Genomic DNA, 24563 nt, shown 5'->3' on the forward strand with positions numbered 1-24563 from the left:
ATATCAACCGCTGGCGGCCTAGGCTAATCTCCTAAAACCATTACAGACCACAAGCCCATAATAAAACAAAGAAGGCGCCCTTTTTAGACGCCTTCGTCAGGCGACTTATTGGGCGGCGCTATTAATGTAGTATTGAAAAAAGGATCCGGTATCCGTAACAACATCACGGCCGCTGTTTCCTACGGATCGTTCAACACCTTGCAATCTGATGTTAGCGGCGCATACCGGAATAAAAAGTCAGGGCTTACGTTCCGGGGTTCCGCTTTCCAAGCGTATACAGACAACAACTATAAAATATGGGGAAGGTTTGTACGGCTGGAAATGCCGAACGGCCGGATGGAACCCATTGAAACAAGACGGTTTAATGACGCCTTCCGAACGTTCGGAGGTAGATTTGAAATCGGCTTTACCGATGTAAAATGGGCAGACAATGCAATGTTAGGTTATAATGGCTCGGATGCCTACAATGAAATCCAGCATGGCCAGTACATGACGCGTCCGTACAAAGGGCGCTTTACCGAATCGCAAGCACACGTGTTCAGCCTGAACTACGCTAAACGGGATTTGTTCACGAAAGGGCTGCAACTGACGTTCAATGGTGTGTATAGCGACCGCGACCAGTATGTCCAAGACACGGTTACCTATAACTATACCTGGTTAGGTGAGTTGCACCGGGGGCTCCGATTCAATAACGACGGTTCTGTTGATACGGTACCAACAAGAAGTCCGTTTGGAGCACAACAGGGAACGCCTACTATGGCAAATATTAACCGGAAGATCATCAACTTGCGGTCGAATCTGAATTACGACATTACGCCTAACCACAGATTGGTATTCAACCATGTATTTTATACCGTAGACAGGGAAGACACCGATGCCCTCCGCACCGTATTGGATATGAGCTATCGGGCGACCAACGACCTGAACAAACATGTCTTTTCCTTTGCACACGAAATGAATGCGTTTGACCAACGGTTGAAAACAAACCTCTTCGGTAAATTTTACCAACAGCAGATAGACCGGATAAACCCTTATCAGGCAACCGTAAACGGGGTATCTACCCGTGTCATAGACACCATTCGTAATACGAAAACAACTACCGGTTTCGGGCTGGCTGTTTCTTATGCCATTACCCCTACCATCATTCTAATCGGCTCAGGGGAAAGAGCCGTCAGGATGCCCGCGGAAGGGGAGATTTTCGGTGGCCCTGCTGAAAACGTAACGGCCAACCCTGCCCTGCGCCCTGAAATCAGCGATAATCTCAATTTAGGCGTGCGGTTGGGGACTTTTAATATCAACAGGCATCATTTGAGCGTTGGCTTTTCGGGGTTCGTGAGGAATACAAAGGATCAAATTATGCAACGTACGGATGACCGGCTCAACGAAGCTACCCAGACCTCCCCGTTTGTCAACCTTGGAAAAGCCCAGGCCATCGGGTTTGAGGCGGAAATGAATTATGTATACCACCAAAAACTGAATTTCAACTTTAATATCTCGAAATTCAATTCCTTGTTTAAAATGCGAGAGACGGTACACTACAACAAACAGGTACCTAACCTGCCGTTTTTTACGATGAATGGAACTGCACAATATCACATAGACCATGTGCTGCAGCAAAAATCAAGACTAAACCTGTATTATAATTTCGGCTATGTCGACAGTTTTAACATCACGTGGGATGAGGTACCCTACTCCAGAACGCCGACACAGTTTATCCAAGATTTTGGTGCAAGCTACATGTTCCCCAACAGCAGGTTTCTCGTGAGCGTTGACGTAAAAAATTTCACAAACCGGGCTGCATTCGACAATTTCGCCGTTCAAAAGCCCGGACGGGCGTTTTACCTTAAATTGAATTATACCATTAATCATTTCTAATCATTTAATCATAAAACAATATAAGCATGAAAAAGAGCCTCCTTAACAACATCTTGATTGGCACCCTTGCAGCGGCTGTTTCCATGGTGGGTTGTACCAAAGACAATAATGATCCTGACCCAGGCACCGATCCCGGGGAACGCTGGCTCACCGTTTCGGGAGCTTTGATGCAGGACGAACCGGGCGACGGAAATGGCGGTACGCGGGTATATTCGGTTAGCACGGATGATGCCAGGAACCCCGACGTGGCTATCAATGTTTTTGACAACGGATTCGGGGTCAAATCACAACGTACGGCGCGCCTGCAATCGTCCAAGGACGGAAATTTTCTGTACAACATCCAATATACCGGAGCAGACGGTGGTGTTTTCAATAAATATATCGTGAACGGCGGCAATAATTTCCCTGAAGCGGATGTATCAATCAATACGGCAAATTACGTCGGTACTTCGCCCCGCTGGGCAAAAGTGGATGAGCAGACCGGCATCGCGGTTAATGTTACCAATATACAGGTCATCAATGATGATAACGGCAACTATTTAGCTACGAGAGGTAAAGCTACGGTCTTGGCTATTGATCTTCAGGATGTGTCTATCCGCGGTTTTAAGGACTTCGAATTTGCGCTATCAGCCGAAGATGAAGCCTTAGGATATACCATATGGCGCTTGGACGCACCGGCGCTGAACAAAGCCGGAAACAAACTGTATATCGGTACGTGGCTACGCAAACATATTCCGGGCACCACAACTCAGGATGACGCAAGTGCCCCGAGATTGGGAACGAAAACAATCGTACTGGATTATCCGTCGCTAGCCAATCCGAAGGTCATCACGTCAACCGTGACTACCGGCGACAACAGCGGCTACCGCAGTCCGATGTCTTATGCTGCCGACGACGGGTATGTTTACCAAGCTACGCACCGGGAACTGCCAGGCACGGGAGGTTCTCATATCCTGAGGATTGGACAGGACAACGAGTACGACAACGACTATATATTCAGGCTGGATGCCGCTTTAGGCACTACAGATAGCTATATCTATACGTGGAAATATACAGGAAATGGGACCGGCATCGTGCTCTACCGCGACGGAAATGACGTAGACGGTGTTGCACGGGTAGACCTCAATGCCCGGACGGCCACTAAGCTGAACATTCCCGTTCAACAAATTAATTTCAGCCAATATCAAGGTATAACGGTTGTTGGCGAAAACGTTTATATCGCCGTTGCGCCGGTTGGCCAGGATGGAAACATCTATATTATCAACAGCAGATCTGGAGAAGTTACGGCAGGAGCTAAGCTGATCAATAAACCGGGCAACCAATATATCGGAATCCACTAATTGACGTTCGGATACAACGCAATCAGCTACGTATTTATTAAAGTCGTCTCATCATAAAGAGGCGACTTTTTGTTTTTCCTGTGCCCTGCAGGCTGGTTTTATACGTATCGATTTAGATACAGTGCTTCCGAATATCTATTTTTTTATAAGTTTGCCATCGTCATGCCAGCATATTTGCGAGTTGCTGCTCCAGGCAGCTCCACGCATACTGACATCTTAAAGACATTACTAATCAATAATACAGATGCTTAAACGTTACACTTTTGCTTTAATGGCTTGGATGCTCGTAGCACAAGCCAATGCCCAACACATCCCTACCCCGAAAGAACATTTCGGCTTTAATATCGGCGACGATTACATGCTGGCCAATTACACCGAATCGGAATCGTATTTCAGGAAACTCGCCGCCGCTTCCGACCGCGTAAGGATGGAACTTGCGGGAAAAACCTCCGAAGGCCGTAACCTGCATCTAATAATTATCTCCTCGCCGGAAAACCTTGCAAAAATCGACGATTACAAAGCCATCTCCCAGAAACTCGCCCGCGCGGAAATACCCGAAAATGAAGCCCGGGAATTGGTCGCTGCCGGAAAACCTGTGGTATGGATAGACGGGGGCCTGCACGCTACCGAAACGGTAGCCACGCAGCAGCTTATCGAAACGTTTTACCAATTGGTAAGCCGCGATGATGCCGAAACGCTCCGTATCCTCGATGATGTGGTTATCCTGCTGTTTCATTGCAATCCCGACGGGCACGAGCTGGTATCCAACTGGTACATGCGGAATGACGACGTGACCAAGCGGGCGAAAAATATCCCCGTGATGTACCATAAGTATGCGGGACACGACAATAACCGGGACTTCTACATGAACAACCTGGCGGAGAGCACCACCATATCGCGCCTGCAATACATTGAATGGATGCCCCAAATCATCTATAACCACCACCAATCCGGTCCGCCGGGAAGCATCGTGGCCGGTCCGCCCTACCGCGATCCGTTCAACTTTGTGCTTGACCCAATGCTCATCACCGGCATAGATGGCGTGGCGGCAGCAATGATAAACCGCTTGAATGCGGAAGGAAAGCCGGGCTATACCCGGCTCAGCGGGTCGGTGTTTTCCACGTGGTGGAACGGAGGCCTGCGGACGACGCCTTATTACCATAACAGCATTGGAATCCTGACCGAAGTTGTTGGCGACCCGACACCCATGAATATTCCGCTCGTACCGGACCGCCTGGTACCCAACAACGCAACCCCCTACCCGATAACACCCAGGCCCTGGCATTTCCGGGAGGCTATTGATTACTCCGTTTCAATGAACTACGCTGTACTCGACTATGCCAGCCGGTTCGGCGATGAATTACTCTATAACATGTACCGCATGGGACGCAATTCCATCGAGCGGGGAAGCCAAGATTACTGGCCGCTGAAACCCAGTTACATTGATAGCGTTAAGGCGATTGCTGCTGCCGACGTCGACGCAAATGGTTCAGGCAGTAGCCGGACAAAATTTGCAAAAAAGCACTATGATGCGGTATTTCAAAACACGGAATTGCGCGACCCGAGGGGATTCATCATACCGGCTAATCAGCCGGATTTTCCCAGAGCGGTGCATTTCATCAACGCGCTGGTTAAATCAGGCATACAGATCCATCAGGCCATGGCCGATTTTTCGGTAAACGGCAAAGCCTATCCCGCAGGATCATATATCGTCAAAACGGCTCAGGCCTTCCGGCCGCATGTAATCGACATGTTTGAACCGCAGGACCATCCGAATGATTTCCAATACCCCGGCGGGCCGCCCGTACGGCCTTATGATGCGGCTGGCTGGACACTGGCCCACCAGTTCGGCATCGAGTTTGACCGCATCACCGACGAATTTAACGGTCCGTTCCAAGCGCTCCCGTACGGCGAGCTGCAAACACCGCCAAGCCACCACTTCGCCAAATCGCCAGCGGGATATTTGCTGGATGCCCGGGTAAACAACGCCTATATTACGGTAAATAACTTGCTGGCCGCCGGCATCAAGGTGGCCCGGATAACCGAGCCTGTGGACGATCTGCCTGCCGGCTCATTTTATGTGCCGGCCAACGGCTTTGCCCAGTTGCAGCGGGCAGCGGATACACTGGGAATAAAGCCCCATGCCCTCGCAAAGAAGCCGAAGGCCGCACGTGCTGTCGCCCCGGCACGTATTGCCTTGTTTGACCGTTACGGCGGCTCCATGCCTTCCGGATGGGTAAGATGGCTATTGGAGCAATACCAATTCGATAACGTTACCGTCATCTATCCGCAGGATATCAATGCCGGCAAGCTGAACGATCGGTTTGATATCATCCTCTTCATCGGCAGCGGCATCCCGGCCGTAAGCAGCTCCGGTGGCTCAGGAGGGCCCAAGCCGGAAGATATTCCCGAACAATACCACCACATGCTGGGCAGCATCACACGGAAAACGTCTATCCCCAAACTAAAGGAATTTTTGGAAGCCGGTGGCAAGGTATTTACCGTTGGAAGCAGTACGGCATTGGCCTACCACCTTGAGTTACCGGTAAAAAATGCACTGGTTGAATTGGATTCCACGGGCCGGGAACGTCCGTTGCCGGGCGAAAAATTCTATGCGCCGGGAAGCATCCACCAACTTTCGGCCAATACAGCTGACCCGGCGGGCTGGGGCATGCCGGCGGTGGTTGACGTCGTATCCAGCAATAGCCCGGTGTTCCAGCTTACGGATGGCGCCGCGTCGGCAGGAATTACGAAGCTGGCTTGGTACGGGGCGGAGAATCCCCTGCGCAGCGGCTGGATTTGGGGCGCAGCATACCTCAAAAACGGAGTCGCCGCATTTTCGGCTCCTGTGGGTAGGGGTACGCTTTATGCCTTCGGACCGGAGATAACGTTCCGCGCGCAGCCGCATGGTACGTTCAGGTGGCTCTTTAACCAACTCTATACCCAAAAGTAAGCAGCAAGTAACATGGCGATCCGCATGAAACACCTTCTTCTTTTATCAGCGTGGCTTGTACTGGCAACCTGGGGCAAAGCGCAAACGGTACCGTCTCCTGAAGAACATTTCGGTTTCTTCATGGGCGAAGATTACCACCTGGCCAATTATACGGAGACGGAAGCCTACTTTAAAAAACTGGCTCAAACAGACCGGGTGAGGCTGGTTGACATCGGGGAAACCGAAGAGGGGCGCCGCCAGTATATGCTGATTGTTTCATCGCCCGCCAATATGGACAACCTTAGTGAATACAAGGCTATCTCCACACGGCTGGCTTATGCCGAAGGGATTGACGACAAGGAAGCGCGCCGCCTCGCTTCGGCAGCCAAGGCCGTGGTGTGGATAGACGGAGGCCTGCATTCCACGGAGATGGTGGGCACGCACCAGTTGATAGAAATAGCATACCGATTGGCGAGCGGCACGGATGCGGAAACCTTGCACATACTCGACAATGTGATTGTACTGCTCACCCACGCTAATCCGGACGGGCAAGAACTGGTTGCCAATTGGTACATGCGGCACAAAGACCCTAAGAAACGTGCTATGAACATCCCCAGGCTGTACCAAAAGTATATCGGTCATGACAATAACCGCGATTTCTACATCAATAACATGAAGGAATCGGGAAATATGAGCCGACAGCTGTTTCTGGAATGGATGCCGCAAATCATGTATAACCACCACCAGAGCGCACCTGCGGGTGCCGTGGTGGCGGGCCCTCCTTATACCGACCCGTTTAACTACAACATCGACCCGCTTGTAATGGCGGGCATCGATGCGTTGGGGGCCAGCATGCTCAATAGGCTTACCGCAGAAGGCAAGCCGGGGTTCACCCGGCTGAAGGGTTCGCCCTTCAGCACCTGGTATAACGGTGGACTGCGAACTACCACCTACTTTCACAATATTGTGGGGCTGCTCACCGAAATCATCGGAAGTCCTACGCCGATGCGTATTCCCGTGGTGCCAAACCGCCTTGTCCCCAATGGGAATACACCCAATCCGGTCACTCCACAGGCGTGGCACTTCAAGCAATCTGTGGATTATTCCGTCTCATTGAACTATGCGGTGCTGGATTATGCTGCCCGCCATCGCGAACAGGTGCTCTACAACAGCTACACCATGGGGCGCAACGCTATTGAAAAAGGCAGCCGGGACCATTGGCAGCTTACCCCCCGAAATATCGACCTCATCCAGGCAAACTACGATGCGGATCTTGAAGCGGGAACGGTGAAGCGTGACGGCGAAAATTCCAGCAGCCGGATCCCGTATTCCTATTATGAAGCGGTTTTTGCTGACCCGGCCAAACGGGACGCCCGCGCCTATATCCTGCCGGCTGACCAGCGGGACTTCCCCACGGCGGTTAAATTCATCAACGCACTGATTAAATCGGGCATTTTCGTCCACAAAGCTACGGCTGGTTTTACGGTTGATGGCAAAGCCTATCCGGAAGGCTCATACATCGTGAAAACCGATCAGGCATTCAGGGCGCATATCATCGATATGTTTGAACCCCAGGATTATCCGAACGACTTTGCGTATCCCGGCGGCCCCCCTATCCGTCCGTATGATGTGGCCGGCTGGACACTCGCTTACCAAATGGGTATTGCTTTTGACCGCGTGCTCGATGGTATAGATGGCCCCTTCGAACGGTTACCTCACGGCGTACCGGAAAGCCCTCCTGCGCAACGAATTGCGGATACCAAGCACGGGTATTTGATTAGCGCTAATGTAAACGATGCCTTCATTGTGGTCAACGATTTACTGAAAACGGGGGTGGACGTGTATCGTATACCCGAGGCTTTAGGAGACATGCCCGCAGGGTCTTTTTACGTAGGCCCTAGCGGCACCGCAATCTTGAAACAGGCAATGCTATCGCTGGGCCTGAAGGCGACACCCGTTCAGCGTGCTCCGGCCAGCGCGATCAAAATCAAGCCTGCCCGTATCGCGTTGTTTGATGTATATGGCGGTTCGATGCCATCTGGATGGGTACGATGGATGCTCGAGCAATACCACTTCAGTTTCAATCTGATTTTCCCTCAGGAAATAGAGGCGGGTAACCTCAAAACCAAATACGACGTTATCCTGTTCATCGAAAGCGGTATCCCGCCTTATCCCGGCGGCAGGTATGGAAGAACCATGCCGGATGCCGCCGAACTACCGGCAGAATACCATCATATGATCGGCAATTTATCGACCCGTAAATCCATCCAGCCACTCCGTGAGTTTTTGGAACAGGGCGGTTCCATCCTAACGACCGGCAGCAGCACCCGTTTAGCCTACCACCTGGGGCTGCCCGTGAAGGACGCATTGGTCCATAAGACAGACGGCAACGATGTACCTTTAGGCAGCGAGCAATTCTATGTCCCCGGAAGTGTGTTGCGTGTAAAAGTGAACCCGGATACAGATGCCACGTGGGGAATGGCTGTGTATGCCGATGTAATTTTCAACAACAGCCCCGTGTTCCACCTCAGGCCGGAAGCGAGGTCTGCAGGAATAGAAGCATTGGCGTGGTTCGATACCGATAAGCCTTTGCGGAGCGGCTGGGCCTGGGGCCAGCACCATCTCGAAGATGGTATTGCTGCTTTTAAAGCACCAGTGGGTAAAGGTCACCTCTATGCCTACGGGCCGCACATCACGTACCGGGCACAGTCGCACGGCACCTTCAAACTTCTATTCAATGCGCTATACCGACAGGAATAACCGCAGGCACTTTTTTCATCCATTTCATGGATATCACAAAATTTACCCCTATCTTAGCGGTTACAAAACAGAGGTATTGCTATGTTGAGTACTGTATTGGCGTTCCTTAATATCGGAACAAGTGAGATGATGCTTATCGTGTTTGTGGCCCTGCTTATCTTCGGCGGCAAAAAGTTGCCCGAACTTGCGAGAGGCCTCGGCAGGGGCATCCGTGAATTCAAAGATGCATCGGAAAGCATAAAACGCGACATCAGCGACCAGATCAACAACTTTGAGAAAGATTTGGAGGTAAAAGACGTCATCGTGGAGGACGACGAACCTAAAAAATTAACTGAAAATAACACCGCCGGAAATACCCCCGCTGCACCGGCAGGCACATACCAGCATAACCCCGGACGCGAGCCTGACTATTACGGCAGCCAGGGCCCCTACTACAACGATGATTATTACGCATCAAGCGACAGTGGAACCACCCCTGATGCGGAAGACGAAGACGACAAGACGAAGACCGCCGTACCCGAACGGCATATCGACGACGAAAAAAACGCATAGTAGCCACACGGCGATTAATCCATGAGCCACGAAATCCGTATTGCCCAAGAGCTTGCTTTGGCTGAAAAGCAGGTAAGCACTACATTGGCCCTGCTTAACGAAGGCGCCTCCATCCCGTTCATCGCCCGTTATCGTAAGGAAATAACCGGCAGCCTTGATGAAGTGCAGCTGACCCAGATCCGAGACCGCGCACAGCAGTTGCATGACCTCGACAAGCGCAGAGAAGTCATCCTGAAATCACTGGCCGACCAAGGCAAGCTAACCGCCGAACTGGAGGAACGGGTGAAGGCCGCTGAAACAATGGCCAGCCTCGAAGACCTGTATCTTCCTTACAAACCCAAGCGGAAAACCCGCGCGAGCGTGGCCCGCGAGAAAGGGCTTGAGCCCCTTGCCGAACTGTTGCTGGCACAAGACGGCTCGTCCATCCGGGATGCGGCGCAGGCATATGTGGATGCCGGCAAAGGGGTAAATGACATTGAAGAAGCATTGGCCGGCGCACGTGACATCATTGCGGAACGCATCGCTGAAGACGCCAGCATCCGGGCACAAACCCGGCAGGTGTTTCTGGAAAAAGGGATGTTTTCCGCCAAGGTAGTACCCGGCAAAGAGGAAGCCGCACTGAAATACAAAGACTATTACGAATGGTCCGAACCGCTTAAATCGGCCCCCTCCCACCGGATATTAGCAATGCGGCGCGGAGAGAAAGAAGAACTGCTCTACCTGGACATTGAAGTCAATGAATCCGAAATACTGCCGATTTTGGATCACGCCTATATCAAAGGTGCGGGCGAAGCCAGCGCTCAGGTACGTATGGCCATCTTGGACGGCTATAAACGTCTGCTGAAACCTTCCATGGAAACCGAAGTGCGGATGCTTACCCGCCAGCGTGCAGATGATGAGGCCATCCGCGTTTTTGCGGAAAACGCCCGCCAGCTGCTGCTTGCTGCGCCGTTGGGCCAAAAACGGGTGATGGCTATCGACCCCGGCTTCCGGACAGGCTGCAAAACGGTTTGCCTGGATGAACAGGGAATGTTACTCGAAAATACCGCCATCTTCCCACATAATGGTGCCGCCAGAGCGGAAGAAGCCGCAAAAACACTGCGATTCCTGGTAGATAAACACCGGATACAAGCCATTGCCATCGGCAACGGCACCGCCGGACGGGAAACCGAAGATTTTGTGCGTAAACTGGGCATACCCGAGGTAACCGTAGTCATGGTCAATGAAAGCGGTGCATCGATTTATTCCGCTTCCGAAGTAGCACGAGAAGAATTCCCGGACCACGATGTAACTGTACGGGGAGCGGTATCCATCGGGCGCAGGCTGATGGATCCGCTGGCCGAACTAGTCAAAATCGACCCGAAATCGATCGGCGTAGGGCAATACCAGCACGATGTGGACCAAACCAAGCTCCAGACCGCACTGGATGACACCGTCGTCAGTTGCGTGAATGCCGTAGGGGTGGAACTTAACACCGCTTCTAAGCAAATCCTCGCTTATGTGTCCGGCTTGGGACCTTCACTGGCGCAGCAGATTGTCAGCTACCGCCAAACAAATGGAGCCTTCAGAAACCGCGAAGAATTGAAAAAAGTGCCCCGGCTGGGCGATAAAGCATTCGAGCAGGCGGCGGGTTTCCTCCGCATACGGAATGCGGAAAATCCGCTTGATGGTAGTGCCGTGCACCCCGAGCGTTATGTCCTGGTGGAACGGATGGCTGCCGACCTGGGCCATAAGGTAGCCGACCTCCTGCGTGATGAACAGCTTCGAAAGCAGATTCCCCTGCGCAACTATATCAGTGAAACCGTGGGGATGCCTACACTTCAGGATATCATGGCGGAACTAGCCAAACCGGGGCGCGACCCCCGTGAACAATTCGAGCAGTTTTCCTTTACAGAAGGGGTGAACAGCATAGCTGACCTCCGTGTGGGAATGCGCCTACCGGGCATCGTCACCAACATCACCGCCTTTGGCGCATTTGTCGATATCGGCGTGCACCAAGACGGCCTGGTGCACTTGAGCCAACTGGCCAACCGCTTTGTAAAAGATCCGAATGAAGTGGTAAAGGTGCAGCAGAAAGTGATGGTAACAGTGACCGAGGTGGATGAAAAACGTAATCGAATCAGTTTATCCATGAAAACTGAAGAGCGCCAGACGCAGCCCCAACGCCGTAAAAAAGAGGACAGCAAAAGAGCAGGGAAGCACCAGAAACCGGAGAGCGACATGGCCTCAAAACTGGCCGCTTTGCGGAGCAAGTTCGGCTCATAATCTGGGATGGGATTCTGATGACTATCCAAACAAATCGCTGGACAAGTACCGATCACCCCGGTCGCAGGCGATGAATACGATGACCCCTTCGTCCAACTCTTCCGCAAGTCGCACAGCGCATGCCATGGCCCCTCCCGTGCTCATACCCACGAACACACCTTCCACTTTAGCCAATTGGCGCGCCATATCGGTGGCTTCGGCTTGTGATACATCCATTATCCGATCTACACGGCCCGGATCGAAGATTTTAGGCAGATAAGCTTCCGGCCAGCGGCGGATACCCGGAATCGATGAACCTTCCGTCGGTTGACAACCCACAATCTGGATGCTGGGATTTTTTTCCTTTAAAAACATGGAGTTGCCCATGATACTGCCCGTGGTGCCCATGGCGCTTACAAAATGGGTAATCTGCCCGTTTGTGTCGCGCCAGATTTCCGGTCCGGTGGTCTTGTAATGCGCCAGGTAATTATCCGGATTGGCAAACTGGTTCAATAAGTAATAGTCCGGACGCGCGCCTTTTTCTTCGGCATAATCTCGGCAAGCCTCAATAGTTTCCAGTAACGTGACCCTGGCCCCATAGGCTTCCATGGTTAGCGTACGTTCACGTGTGGAATTGGACGGCATGACCAATTCCATGTCCAGCCCGTAAGTACGCGCAATCATGGCTAATGCGATGCCTGTATTACCGCTGGTAGCCTCAATAAGCGTAGTACCCGGTTTGATGTCGCCCCGTTCCATCGCACTGCGGATCATGTTGAGCGCCGCGCGGTCCTTCACGCTTCCGCCCGGATTGTTGCCTTCCAGTTTGGCATACACCTTCACTGCCCGGTTAGCGTTCAGCTTTTTAAGCTCCACCAACGGGGTATTCCCTACACAATCAATAATGGTTGCCATATCAATGTGCTGCTTTTGAATCTACAATCTTTACCGTAGGCTGGTGATATACCGTCGAATATGGCGGTATGCTCGCTGTAAGCCATACATTACCGCCGATGATACTATCATGGCCGATAACCGTATCGCCGCCCAGAATAGTGGCTCCCGCATAAATGACCACGCGATCTTCAATCGTGGGGTGACGCTTTGTATTGGCCAGCACTTTTTCTACACTCATGGCACCCAGCGTAACGCCCTGGTAAATCTTTACCGCATTGCCGATAACCGCCGTTTCACCGATAACCACCCCTGTGCCATGGTCTATACAGAAATACTCGCCGACCTCAGCAGCCGGATGAATATCGATGCCGGTCTGCGAGTGGCCATACTCTGTCAGGATGCGCGGCAATACCGGCACCTCCAGCTTCAGCAACGTGTGGGCCAGCCGATAAAGCGATATCGCCAGAAACCCCGGATACGTGCGCACCACTTCAAATTCGCTGACCGCAGCCGGATCGCCCTCGTATATCGCCCGTGCATCGGTATACATCACCCGGCGGAGTTCCGGTAATGCACCGTAAAACGCCTTAGTGACCAACCCGTTGTTGCAGTCGGCACAGGCTTTCGTCCGGTTAAGGATATCCAGCAACTCCTTTTCAGATCGCTCAAACTGTTCTTTCAACTGTTCCACGGTCCGGCTGGGATGGGTCTGACGCTCAGGAAAAAGTAAATCCAGCAGGTTTAATGCCCACTCAGCGATGGTGTGATTAGGTGGAACATCAGCTATCTCCCGCTGTTTATCATGCAATTCCCGGAAAAATCTCTCGTTCATTACTTATTACTATCGTTTCGGCTAAGGACGTAAAATAATTACAGCTTGGCAACACTCGGCCGGTATTATTACAGAAATTCAATAAAAATAACCTCTACAACACCAATTCTCCAAACAATCGTTCCAGGCACGCCTGTGGGTCGCCGCACATGCCCGGGTGCACTGCCGAGGTTTGTATTACGGTACTACGCTTTGCCGTAAGCCACCGGAAGCGTTCTGCCGGTGGCCATTGGGCAATTGGCCCGCCGTCTGCCGTTCCTCGGCAAACGCACGCAAACGCACGCAGGTATTCCTCCAGTTCCCCGATATCCACCGAGGGGCAAAGTGCAGTTAACCGCGGTACATCCAGCGTATACCGCATGTCCAGAAAGCGCTTTCCACGGCAATATAAGATTACCCCCACATTCAGAAACTCCTCCCGCTGTACCCTGGGTACCACACGGATGACGGCATATTCAAACAGCACTACTTCTTGCATGTTGTGCTTCCTTTACAAATACTGCCGATCCGGCTATCCGGATTTCCAGAAACGCTTTATATACCGCCCTGGCCTCTTGAGGCGACAAACCTTCCATATCCACGAGCCATTCATCAGGCACCAAATCCACAATAGCCCCAATCCGTTCTGCGGTAAGCAGGGATCTTGACAGCGCATCGGCCTCATCCAGCGCTGACGCCCATGGCAACAGCACATGCTCTTTTATCTGCATAAAAGGCTTGGCGGCCTGTTCGCGCCAATTATCCCAGGTGTGGTGGAAATAAAGGGAAGCCCCATGATCGATTAACCAGAGCTCCTTATGCCACATCAGCATATTGGTATTCCGTACGGTCCGATCGACGTTGGTAATCAAACAGTCAAGCCACACAATGCGTGAAGCCACTGCCGGGTCGACCGCGGTAACCACCGGATCAAACGTAATGGCGCCAGACAAGTAGTGCAAAGCCAGGTTAAGACCTGTACTGGCCCGCAGCAAATCCTGGATCTCTTCGTCCGGCTCAGTCCGGCCAAATGCCTCGTCGAGCTGCGCAAACACTATCTCCGGCACACGTAAACCCAAAGTGCGTGCAATTTCCCCGCCGATGAGTTCAGCTATCAGTGCTTTGGGACCCTGACCGGCCCCGCGAAACTTCAGCGCATATAAAAACCCGTCGTCTGCCTCCGCAATGGCCGGCAACGACCCTCCTTCCCGCAGCGGTGTCACATACCGAGTCACCTGTACCGTACGTAGCGTCTTATCCACCCTCCAAACATAACCAACTTGCCGTTGATAAACAAACAGCACGTACATTTCAGTTTTCGCCAACGCACCGTTTAACACGTATCCGTCTGTTCGCGCAAACTGGAATCCGCTGGGCGGATATTGCATATCAACGTGAATTTAGCTAAGTTTGTCGCTTAGAATAAGCCATGGACACATCAGCACAGTACGATCAGGTTATTGCACATTGCCAGCAACTCTTCATCAAAAAGGCAGCCGACTACGGCACCGCATGGCGCATCATGCGGCTGCCCTCCATCACAGACCAGCTATACATTAAGGCACAACGCATCCGCACCTTAGAAGAAAAAAAAGTGTCTAAAGTTGGCGAAGGCATTACCGACGAATATATCGGCATCGTCAATTACTGTGTCATCGCGATGATGCAACTGGAAATCGCGGCCACAGCAGGGGAAAGCCTGCCGGTAGCTATGGTTACTGAAAAATATAACGAGGCGATACAGGAAACAAAAACGCTGATGTTTGCCAAAAACCACGACTATGGCGAGGCTTGGCGGCACATGCGGCTCAGCTCGCTCACCGACCTCATCCTGATGAAAATCTACCGCGTAAAACAAATAGAAAACAACCAGGGCCAAACTACGGTATCTGAAGGAGTCAAGGCGAATTACCAGGATATCCTGAACTATGCCGTATTCGCACTGATTAAACTTGGAATCTCCGACAACAATGGGTAAAACGCGCATCAACTATATACTGGGCTTTGCCCGAATATTCACCGGATTGCTGTTTGTCTTCTCGGGCCTTATCAAGGCCAATGACCCAACAGGCTTCGGGTACAAGCTGGAGGAATACTTCCACGTATTCCACCTCACATTCCTCAACGACTATGCCGTGCCCATCGCCGTGGTCATCTGCGGATTGGAAATTCTGCTGGGAGCGTTGTTGCTGCTCGGCTTTTGGAGCCGTGCCGTTGCTTGGGGCCTGTTGCTGCTTATCCTGTTTTTCACGTTCCTCACGTTCTATTCCGCGTTCTTTGAAGTAGTCACTTCATGCGGATGCTTCGGTGACGCCATACCACTTACGCCTTGGCAGTCTTTTGGAAAGGATCTGATCCTTTTGGTTTTTATTTTGGTTATTTTCGTGAATAAACACCGTATCAAGCCCATTACTTCCGATGGTTACACCCAGGCCATTGTCAGCGTAGCATTGATCGTGGTTTCATTAGGCGTGGGCATATATACGGTCAATTACCTGCCGTTTATTGATTTCCTGCCTTATAGAAAGGGCGCCGACCTGCCTACCCTGATGACCCTGCCCGAAGGTGCCGAAGGCGACCAGTATGAAATCATTTATACGCTGCGTCACAAGACATCAAACGAGGAAAAAAAAGTGTCTGACAAAGTTTACCTCGCTGAGGAAATCTGGAAAGACGAAAACTGGGAAATCATTGGCGATCCGGAAACAAAGCTGGTGAAAAAAGGCTATCAGATTCCAATTCCGGATTTACTCATTACCGATGCTAACGGAGAAGATTTCACGAGACAAGTGATTGCCAACCCCTATTATAACCTGGTGGTAGTGGCTTGGGATCTGAACAAAACCAACCTGAAGGCGCTGGATACCATCAACACGCTTGTCAGGAAAGCCGCTGAAGCGTATAACATGCGGGCCGTGTTGCTAACGTCAAGCAGCAACCAGGATGCCCAGCGGATCAGCGATGAGCACCGCCTCTTGACCGAAATATTTTTTGCCGATGCTGTACCGCTGAAAAGCATGGTAAGGGCTAATCCCGGCGTATTGCTCCTGCGAAACGGTGTAGTCATCGATAAGTGGCATTACAATACCCTTCCTGATTTTGCCCAATTGGATAAAGCCTATTTCAGCAAGTCTTTTTGAGCCGATCAGTTATGGAACATCACACAACAGCAAACCCCAAACCGGTATTCATCGTCGGGTTCATGGGAAGCGGCAAAACCACCTGGGGCCGCAAACTGGCCGACAAAACCGGCCGAACGTTTATCGACCTGGACGAAGTAATCGTCCAAGAGATAGGCATGCCTATCGCAGCTTATTTCACCGAATATGGTGAACACGCTTTCCGTGAACTGGAAAGCCGGACGCTGAAAAACATTGCCCCTGACCTGCCCGCTGTTGTATCAACAGGCGGAGGCACGCCGTGCTATTTTGACAACATGGCCTGGATGAACCGGCACGGGATAACGATTTACTTCCAGCTACCACCCAAGGCATTATGGAGCCGGTTAATGCAAACCGACATCGGCACGCGGCCCGCGCTAAATGGATTGTCCGGCCCCGAATTGCTGGATTATATCACCGCAAAATTAGCTGAACGGGCTCCTTATTACGAGCAGGCTTCGTATACGGTAAACCAGCTGGCCGTACGCCCTGAAGAGCTGATCGCTTTAATCAAGTAGATTTTATTGCGAAATTGTTATCTTTATACCCGGTTTACCTACTGGTTAAAAAGTCCTTTTATATGACCAAGCATTTTACTTCACTGGTTATTGCATTTGTTCTTCCGTACCTCATTAACTCCTGCGTGCCCTCGAATGTGGGCGGCGGGGATTTCCGATATTCCGCCCATAAAATTAAACTCAAAACCACGGACGACCTCTATCGTTTTCTCACCTATGATGAAACGCGGTATCCACTGGTAAGTGCGCACCGGGGCGGACCCACTGAGGGATTCCCTGAGAACGCTATTGAAACCTTTGAAAACAGCTACCGGCAGCAGCCCGTCATCATTGAATGCGACGTACGTCTTACCAAAGATTCGGTATTGGTGCTTATACACGACGAAACGCTGGAGCGCACAACAACCGGCTCAGGCAAGGTAGCCGACTTTACCTGGACCGAGCTGCGGAAACTACGGTTGAAAGATCCGAACGGCCAGGTAACGGCCTATCGCATCCCCTCGCTCGATCAGGCCCTCCAATGGGGTAAAGGCAAGGTTATTTTCACAATTGATGTTAAACGCGGTGTTCCTTACGCCGCAGTAGTTGATGCCATACGGCGCAATTCTGCAGAAGCGTGCAGCATCGTTATCACCTATAATGCCGATCAGGCGGCGGCGGTATACCAGCTGGCGCCCGATCTGATGATATCCGCGTCCATCCGTTCGGCAAGTGATCTGTTGCGGCTGAACGACCGGAACGTCCCCGACAACCGGCTTGTGGCATTCGTCGGCACCGCGGAGGTAAACAAGTCGGTATATGAACTCCTCCATGGTCACGGAATACTCTGTATTCTCGGCACAATGGGCAACCTCGACAAACAGGCAACAGCAAAAGGCGACAGCACCTATATCGGACTGGTGGAGCGGGGCGCCGACATTTTATCTACGGACAGGCCCCATGAAGCCGGCCGTGCGTTACAGAAATACCGGAGCACCCACAGAATATCCTCCCCTTTCATCAATTAATCAACGATGTCCATACAGGTAACCCAGCTCGTAAAGACATACGGCAGGCAGCAAGCGCTCAAAGGAATATCGTTTGAAGTGCAGCCCGGCAGGATACTTGGGTTCCTCGGCCCCAACGGGGCGGGGAAATCAACCACCATGAAAATCCTTGCCGGCAGTCTACCGCCAACGAGCGGGCAGGCCTTGATCTGTGGCGTTGATATCCGGCTGAATAGTCTTGATGCGCGCCGGCATACCGGCTACCTGCCGGAAAACAATCCGTTATACCACGAGATGTATGTGCAGGAAGCCCTGTCATTCGTCGCTGGCCTGCATGGAATCGCCGATAAAACCAACCGTATAGCAGAGGTCATTGAACTGACCGGACTGACCGCGGAACAGCACAAGAAGATCGGCCAATTGTCCAAAGGCTACCGCCAGCGGGTAGGCATTGCCCAGGCCATCCTCCACAACCCGGAAGTGCTTATCCTCGACGAACCCACTTCAGGGCTGGACCCCAACCAACTGCAGGAGATCCGGCAAGTAATCAAGCTGCTCGGCCGGGAAAAAACCGTGTTGCTCTCTACCCACATCATGCAGGAAGTAGAAGCAATCTGCGATGATGTTATCATCATCAACCAAGGCGAGATCATCGCAGGCTTCCCAATGGCCGAACTGAACGCCCGCTATCCGGACACTGATTTGGAAACGCTTTTCATCAGGCTCACACACGCCAACTGAACCTTTTCGCACGCAGGCCGACAGATTGATTAAACAAACTGGCACGTTTTGTGTTTATGTTTATAAGTTATTAAATTAATTAATAAACCCATATAGACATTTATACATTGTTAAACATTAAACGAAAAACCATGAAACGTGTACTTTTATTCTCTGCATTATTTTTAGTGGGAACATTCGCCGCGAACGCCCAGGAGATCAATAAACCCCAGACAGCCGCCAACGTCGGCATGGCGCCCATACAACAGGGCAATTGGATGGTTGGCGGTAGCTTAGGCAGCCTGGGATACAGTTTTGAAGGCGAAAATTTCAACATCCGGGTAGAACCCCGTGCAGGATACTTTATATCTGACGGTGTAGCTATCGGTTTGGGGTTGCTCGGGTCCTTATATACCGCCCCTGAATCTGACGCCGTTTGGGGATATGGCGTAGCGCCGTTCGTACGGTATTATTTCCCCGAAGGCGCAAGCTCCACGGGCCGCTTTTTCGCGCAAGGTGACGTGGGTATTTCAGGAAGCTCGCCGGGTTCTGGCGCCTCCCTCGCATTGGGTGCAAATGTAGGATACGCACATTTTGTAACAAACAGCGTTGCGCTTGAAGTTACCGCTGGATACAATTACAGTAAAGCCACGGTATCCGGATCAACCGGCCAAAATGGCCTGGGCGTCGCACTGGGTTTCCAGATTTACCTGCCCGGCCAACGATAGGCAATAAATAGGATATTTTTAATGTTGAAAGCACGGAAGGCCACTGCCCCGTGCTTTCTCGTTTAACAACTATTTCCTATTTTCGGAGCTTCAAAACGCTACGGAATTGCTAAGCATCTACAGGAAAGAAATCGCCGCTTATTTCAACACACTTACCGGCTATCTGGTCATCGGGCTGTTCCTGCTGGCCACAGGTCTTCTCCTTTGGGTTTTTCCGGACACCAGTATACTGGCGTATGGTTATACGACAATAGAAAGTTTCTTCCACCTGAGCCCTTATCTGTTCCTGTTTCTCATACCTGCCATTACCATGCGCACTATTGCGGGCGAAAGAAACGAAGGAACATGGGAACTGCTGCTGACACGCCCCGTCCGCCTATGGGAAATCGTACTGGGCAAATACCTGGGCAGCATCACCATCGTAGCGCTGGCGCTGGTTCCCACATTACTCTACTATTTATCGGTTTACAGGCTGGCATTGCCCGTTGGTAATATAGATTCCGGCGCGGTTATCGGTTCATATATCGGTCTGTTTTTACTGGGCGGTGCATTTGCCGCCATCGGCATGTTTGCATCGGCGCTCACCCGCAATGCTATTGTGGCTTTCTTGATTGCGCTGGCCCTTTCTTTCCTACTGTTTTATGCGTTTGATGCACTGAGCGGTTTACAGCTTTTTTCGACCTATGCCTATCAGGTGTCCGCGTTAGGCATTCAAGCCCATTATGAAGCCATCAGCCGGGGCGTACTGGACAGCCGTGATTTGGCTTATTTTCTGAGCATTGCTACGCTGTTTCTCGCGCTGACCCAGTTAACGCTGGCAGCGGACCGCATACCGCGCAAGCATGCTATCCGGCAGGGAATGGCCGTAGTTGCAGGCATAATACTCATTAACGTATTGGGGCACGGCATTGTCAGCCGCATTGATTTCACCGCCGAAAAACGGTATACGCTTTCTCCCCTATCCAAACAAACCTTGGCCAGCCTGGGCGCTGCGACCCATGTAACCGTATTCCTTGACGGTGAACTGCCCGCTGGCTTCACCCGGTTGAAAAGGGCTACGACCGATTTGCTCAATGACCTCAAAGCACACTCCGGCGGAAAGCTGACATTCAGCTTTGCCAACCCCCTGGACGGTGATACACGGCAACGGCAGGAAAACATGCTGGCATTGGCTGAACGCGGGATCAGTCCGACAAACCTGAACGTCCGCACAGCAAGCGGATTTAAGCAGCAATTGATTGTTCCAGCAGCCCTCATCACCGGGGAAGATGTGGAAATCCCCGTCAATCTGCTGCAAAACCGTACCGGAGCATCGCATGAACAAGTGTTGAATAATTCCGTCGAGAACCTGGAATATGCCTTTGTGTCGGCCCTGCGTAACGTCGCCGAAGGCGGACGCCCCTTAGTGGGCTTTACCGAAGGGCACGGCGAATTGAACAATGTACAACTCCAAGGAGCCATTCAAGCCCTGATAAGCAGTTATGCAGTAGGCTTCGTAAATTTGGACAGCATAAGCCTGGCTGATCTCGGTCAGTTGAGCGCACTTATCGTCGCCAAACCCACCCGCCCCTTTACCGAGACCGAAAAGTACAAGATAAACCACTTTGTAATGGAAGGAGGAAGCCTGCTCTGGGCCGTTGATCAGTCGACCGCAGATTTAGACAGCCTCCGTACAACGGGCGACCAAATTGCGGTGGCGCACCGGCTCAACCTGGACGATCTCTTGTTTACCTACGGCGTCCGGTTCAATTATGATTTGATAGCAGACATGAACTGCGCACAGATACCGCTGACCGTCGGACACGTGGGCAACCAAACGCAAATAGAACTAGCTCCGTGGCTGTTTTACCCCGTATTGGTGCCCGACACGCCACACCCCATGCTTAAAAACTTAGATGGAATCCGCTGCGAATTTGTCGGCACCATCGATACCATCGCCGTTGAAGGCATCCGGAAGACAGTCATCCTGCAATCGTCGCCCTTTTCGCGGCGGCTCAACATCCCGGCGACCGTATCCCTGCAACTTGCAGGAGAAACGCCCGATCCGGAGCAGTTCAGAAAAAAACCTTACCCAGCAGCCGTCTTGCTGGAAGGGCGCTTTCCTTCGGTATTCGTAAACCGCCCCGTTCCCACGGGGATACCTGCTTCAATGACTACACCGGAGCGCGGACAGCCGGCCAAAATGGTCGCCATAGCCGATGGTGACGTATTCAAAGGGCAGGTAAATCCCGCGGACAATTCGCCGTACCCCCTGGGCTGGGATCGCTACACGGAACAGCAGTACGGCAACCGCTCCTTCTTGCTGAACGTGATGGATTACCTTACCAACGGGTCGGAGGTGATTGCGCTGCGCGATAAGGAAATCAAGCTCCGCCTGCTGAACCAAGTGAAAGTCAACAGCGAAAAAACCTTCTGGCAAACACTGAACGTTGCGTTTCCTCCTGTCCTGCTCTTATGCTTCGGCATACTGCAGTATTACATCCGCAAGCGCCGCTATGAGCGCGCCATTCAACGCCGTTTATAGGCCGTATGCAACCCAACAGGACACAGTGTTATTTCATGCTTCCGGTTTCCCTTAACCGCGTATGCCAACTGAACGCTTCTTCCAGTAGATGCGGGGTATGGCCACCTCTGAGCTGTCGGGCACGATCAAAATACGATTGCAGTGCGTCCCGGTAATCTGGGTGCACACAATGGTCAATAACAGCTTGGGCACGCTCGCGAGGTGCCAATCCGCGCAAATCTGCTAATCCGATGTCCGTTACCAAAATGTCTACATCATGCTCCGTGTGATCGACATGCGAAACCATAGGCAATACATGGGAAATACGGTTATCTTTAGAAGCCGCCTGGCTAACAAAGATGCTTAGGTACGCATTCCGCGCAAAATCGCCCGAACCACCGATACCATTCATGATGTTCGTACCGGAAATATGGGTGGAGTTCACGTTACCGTAAATATCAAATTCGATAGCCGTGTTGATGGCGATTACCCCTAAACGACGGATAAGCCCGGGTGTATTACTGATGTTTTGCGGCCTCAGCACTATCCGATCCTTATATTTTTGCAAATTGCCGAATACTCGCTCGTAGCAAGGCGCAGACACCGTAATGGATGAAGCCGAGGCAAAACTCATCTTCCCGCTATCTAACAGATCAAACGTGCTGTCTTGCAACACTTCCGAAAACATGCGTAAATCATAAAAGTTGCTCTCCCCGAAGCCAGACAGCACTGCGTTGGCAACTTTGCCTATTCCTGCCTGCAAGGGCAGCAACCTATCGGTAAGATGGCCCTTCTTGACTTCATTTTCGAAGAACCGCAGCAGATGGCCTGCGATTGCAGTAGTCTTTGCATCTGGCGGCGCAACGTCTGCCGGACTATCCGGTATGTCGGTAAAGACGATAGCAGCAATTTTATGGATATCCACCGGTATTGACCTCCGGCCTATCCGGTTTTCGGGCGCAACAATGGGGATGACATTGCGGTAAGGATAATCATCTGGTTGGAAGATGTCGTGCAAGCCATATATAGACTCCGGCACCGCAGTATTGATTTCAATGATAACCCGCTTAGCCAAAGCGGCAAACGTAACCGAATTGCCTACCGACGTGGTGGGTACGATGCTGCCATCCGCTTCAATGAAAGCCGCTTCAATTACTGCGATATCCACCGGAGGTAAGCACCGGTTATGCAGCAATTCAGCACTTTCACTAAGGTGCTGATCAATGAACAACACTTCACCTGCATTGATAGCCGTACGAAGCACGCGGTCTACCTGAAAGGGCATACGCTTGGCGAGCGCACCCGCGCTGGCGAGTTTGGCGTCTGTGTCATGTCCTAAGGATGCGCCGGTCATCAACGTAATCTTAATGGCTTCTTTCGCTGCGCGTTTCGCCAGTGCATCAAGCACCACCTTGCTGTCTCCGGCCTTGGTAAACCCGCTGGCCCCCACCACCATACCGTCTTTAAATAGTTGCGCTGCTTGCTCAGCCGTGGTCACTTTGTCAAACAGGCTCGCTGCTTTTATTCTTCCGTAAGGCATATTAATTGACGTTTAACTGATATCCTATGTTATATTACTATACAATAGTAAACGTTATATCTCGCCTGAATTTATTACATATGGCCATAATTTTATCCATTTTAGACAAAGAATGACATTTTTCTTTAATTTAGCCGCAATTTCACAATAAACCGGAATGGAGAATTACGTAAACAGGTATTACATCACCGAGGTTGACCGTTACCCCGACACCATTTATTGTCATCATGCTGTGATGGGCGAAAAATTCATCCCCGAACATAGCCACCGTAAAGGCCAATTCCTTTATACGGAAGGTGGTGTAGTGTACCTGAACACACCGGAACAGTCGTATTTCCTTCCAGCAAGACACTACATCTGGATTCCCGCAGGAGTGCTGCATAGCATACATCCCAGCACACCAGAAGTAATTATGCGCAACCTGTATTTCCCCGTAAGCGACTCAGACGATGTATTCTATGCACGAACGGCCATTTATCCGGTGAACGACCTGCTAATGGAGCTGATGATGTTTACGAACCGGTGGAACGGTAACATCCGTCCGGAAGACGAAAGCCGGTATAGCATCGCAAAGGCATTCAAAATGCTGCTGCCCGAGCTGGGACGGGATGCCTTGCCCCTCGCCCTGCCCTACCCGGATGACCCCCGGTTGGTGAAAATTGTCGATTACCTCGATAAACATATTGCCGACAACCTCGGCTTTAAGCACCTGGCCGACCGCTTCGGCATCAGCGAGCGTTCGCTCGCCCGCTTATTCCAGAAAGAACTCAACATGTCGTTTATCCAGTATTTTACTATCTTGCGCATGCTGAAAGGCCTGAAACTGCTGCTGGACGACAAACTGAGTATTAACGAAGTGGCAACCAAAGTAGGGTACAGCAGCTTGCCCACATTCAGCAATACGTTTACTAAGATCATTGGGGTAAGACCCAGTGAATACGTGAAACATCGGGGACTATGGTACAGCTAAATTGAAAAAGACACCAATTACAACAG

At 51.5% G+C, this 24563-nt stretch carries 19 protein-coding genes; 14 read left to right on the forward strand and 5 right to left on the reverse strand.

Translation table 11 applies throughout. From position 1 onward, the window contains the following. The first annotated feature begins 132 nt into the window (after positions 1-132). From BM030_RS13350 to BM030_RS13375, 6 genes are all read left to right on the forward strand, one after another. On the forward strand, positions 133-1875 hold the full coding sequence (locus BM030_RS13350) for an outer membrane beta-barrel protein (RefSeq protein WP_139215898.1): 1743 nt from the start codon (positions 133-135) through the stop codon (positions 1873-1875). 26 nt (positions 1876-1901) lie between these two features. Further along, positions 1902-3215: a hypothetical protein gene (locus BM030_RS13355; protein ID WP_090974109.1), complete on the forward strand. Its 1314-nt coding sequence runs from the start codon at positions 1902-1904 to the stop codon at positions 3213-3215. Between the two features lie 244 nt (positions 3216-3459). Then, positions 3460-6168 carry a M14 family metallopeptidase gene (locus tag BM030_RS13360; protein ID WP_090974110.1) on the forward strand — a complete coding sequence of 903 codons (2709 nt, stop codon included), beginning with the start codon at positions 3460-3462 and terminating at the stop codon, positions 6166-6168. Positions 6169-6192: 24 nt separating this feature from the next. Further along, positions 6193-8907 carry a M14 family metallopeptidase gene (locus BM030_RS13365; RefSeq protein ID WP_090974208.1) on the forward strand — a complete coding sequence of 905 codons (2715 nt, stop codon included), beginning with the start codon at positions 6193-6195 and terminating at the stop codon, positions 8905-8907. 81 nt (positions 8908-8988) lie between these two features. Beyond that, positions 8989-9459, forward strand: coding sequence for a Sec-independent protein translocase subunit TatA/TatB (locus BM030_RS20420; RefSeq protein ID WP_090974111.1), 471 nt, complete (start codon positions 8989-8991; stop codon positions 9457-9459). A gap of 21 nt (positions 9460-9480) precedes the next feature. Continuing rightward, a complete protein-coding gene (locus tag BM030_RS13375) occupies positions 9481-11724 on the forward strand; it encodes a Tex family protein (protein ID WP_090974112.1) in 2244 nt (747 codons plus the stop codon). Between the two features lie 21 nt (positions 11725-11745). On the opposite strand, the gene cysM is transcribed toward BM030_RS13375, so the two are convergent. From cysM to BM030_RS13395, 4 genes are all read right to left on the reverse strand, one after another. Further along, on the reverse strand, positions 11746-12618 hold the full coding sequence (cysM, locus tag BM030_RS13380; protein ID WP_090974113.1) for a cysteine synthase CysM: 873 nt from the start codon (positions 12616-12618) through the stop codon (positions 11746-11748). Between the two features lies 1 nt (position 12619). Beyond that, a complete protein-coding gene (locus tag BM030_RS13385) occupies positions 12620-13432 on the reverse strand; it encodes a serine O-acetyltransferase (protein WP_090974114.1) in 813 nt (270 codons plus the stop codon). A gap of 94 nt (positions 13433-13526) precedes the next feature. After that, positions 13527-13910, reverse strand: coding sequence for a DUF3037 domain-containing protein (locus tag BM030_RS13390; RefSeq protein WP_090974115.1), 384 nt, complete (start codon positions 13908-13910; stop codon positions 13527-13529). Next, positions 13888-14721 carry a HipA family kinase gene (locus BM030_RS13395; RefSeq protein WP_090974209.1) on the reverse strand — a complete coding sequence of 278 codons (834 nt, stop codon included), beginning with the start codon at positions 14719-14721 and terminating at the stop codon, positions 13888-13890. The genes BM030_RS13390 and BM030_RS13395 overlap by 23 nt, the downstream gene beginning before the upstream one ends. Before the next feature lie 119 nt (positions 14722-14840). Between BM030_RS13395 and BM030_RS13400 the strand changes: the two genes are divergently transcribed. The 7 genes from BM030_RS13400 (at position 14841) to gldG (ending at position 22048) form a co-directional block, all read left to right on the forward strand. Then, positions 14841-15389 carry a DUF1599 domain-containing protein gene (locus tag BM030_RS13400; protein WP_090974116.1) on the forward strand — a complete coding sequence of 183 codons (549 nt, stop codon included), beginning with the start codon at positions 14841-14843 and terminating at the stop codon, positions 15387-15389. Further along, positions 15382-16551 carry a BT_3928 family protein gene (locus BM030_RS13405; protein WP_090974117.1) on the forward strand — a complete coding sequence of 390 codons (1170 nt, stop codon included), beginning with the start codon at positions 15382-15384 and terminating at the stop codon, positions 16549-16551. The genes BM030_RS13400 and BM030_RS13405 overlap by 8 nt, the downstream gene beginning before the upstream one ends. 11 nt (positions 16552-16562) lie before the next feature. Continuing rightward, a complete protein-coding gene (locus tag BM030_RS13410; protein WP_090974118.1) occupies positions 16563-17090 on the forward strand; it encodes a shikimate kinase in 528 nt (175 codons plus the stop codon). A gap of 62 nt (positions 17091-17152) precedes the next feature. Then, positions 17153-18097: a glycerophosphodiester phosphodiesterase family protein gene (locus BM030_RS13415; protein ID WP_090974119.1), complete on the forward strand. Its 945-nt coding sequence runs from the start codon at positions 17153-17155 to the stop codon at positions 18095-18097. A gap of 6 nt (positions 18098-18103) precedes the next feature. After that, positions 18104-18817: an ATP-binding cassette domain-containing protein gene (locus BM030_RS13420; protein WP_090974120.1), complete on the forward strand. Its 714-nt coding sequence runs from the start codon at positions 18104-18106 to the stop codon at positions 18815-18817. Between the two features lie 131 nt (positions 18818-18948). Next, complete coding sequence (locus BM030_RS13425; protein ID WP_090974121.1) at positions 18949-19524, forward strand: hypothetical protein; 576 nt, start codon at positions 18949-18951, stop codon at positions 19522-19524. Between the two features lie 106 nt (positions 19525-19630). After that, positions 19631-22048, forward strand: coding sequence for a gliding motility-associated ABC transporter substrate-binding protein GldG (gldG, locus tag BM030_RS13430; protein WP_090974122.1), 2418 nt, complete (start codon positions 19631-19633; stop codon positions 22046-22048). Positions 22049-22076: 28 nt separating this feature from the next. On the opposite strand, the gene BM030_RS13435 is transcribed toward gldG, so the two are convergent. After that, entirely contained in the window at positions 22077-23567 is a 1491-nt protein-coding gene (locus BM030_RS13435; RefSeq protein WP_090974123.1) for a succinate CoA transferase, read from the reverse strand. 157 nt (positions 23568-23724) lie between these two features. On the opposite strand from BM030_RS13435, the gene BM030_RS13440 reads away from it, so the two are divergent. Further along, positions 23725-24537, forward strand: coding sequence for an AraC family transcriptional regulator (locus BM030_RS13440; protein WP_090974124.1), 813 nt, complete (start codon positions 23725-23727; stop codon positions 24535-24537). The last annotated feature ends 26 nt before the right edge of the window (positions 24538-24563 follow it).

It is taken from the genome of Parapedobacter composti, from assembly GCF_900112315.1.
Classification (GTDB): Bacteria; Bacteroidota; Bacteroidia; order Sphingobacteriales; family Sphingobacteriaceae; genus Parapedobacter; species Parapedobacter composti.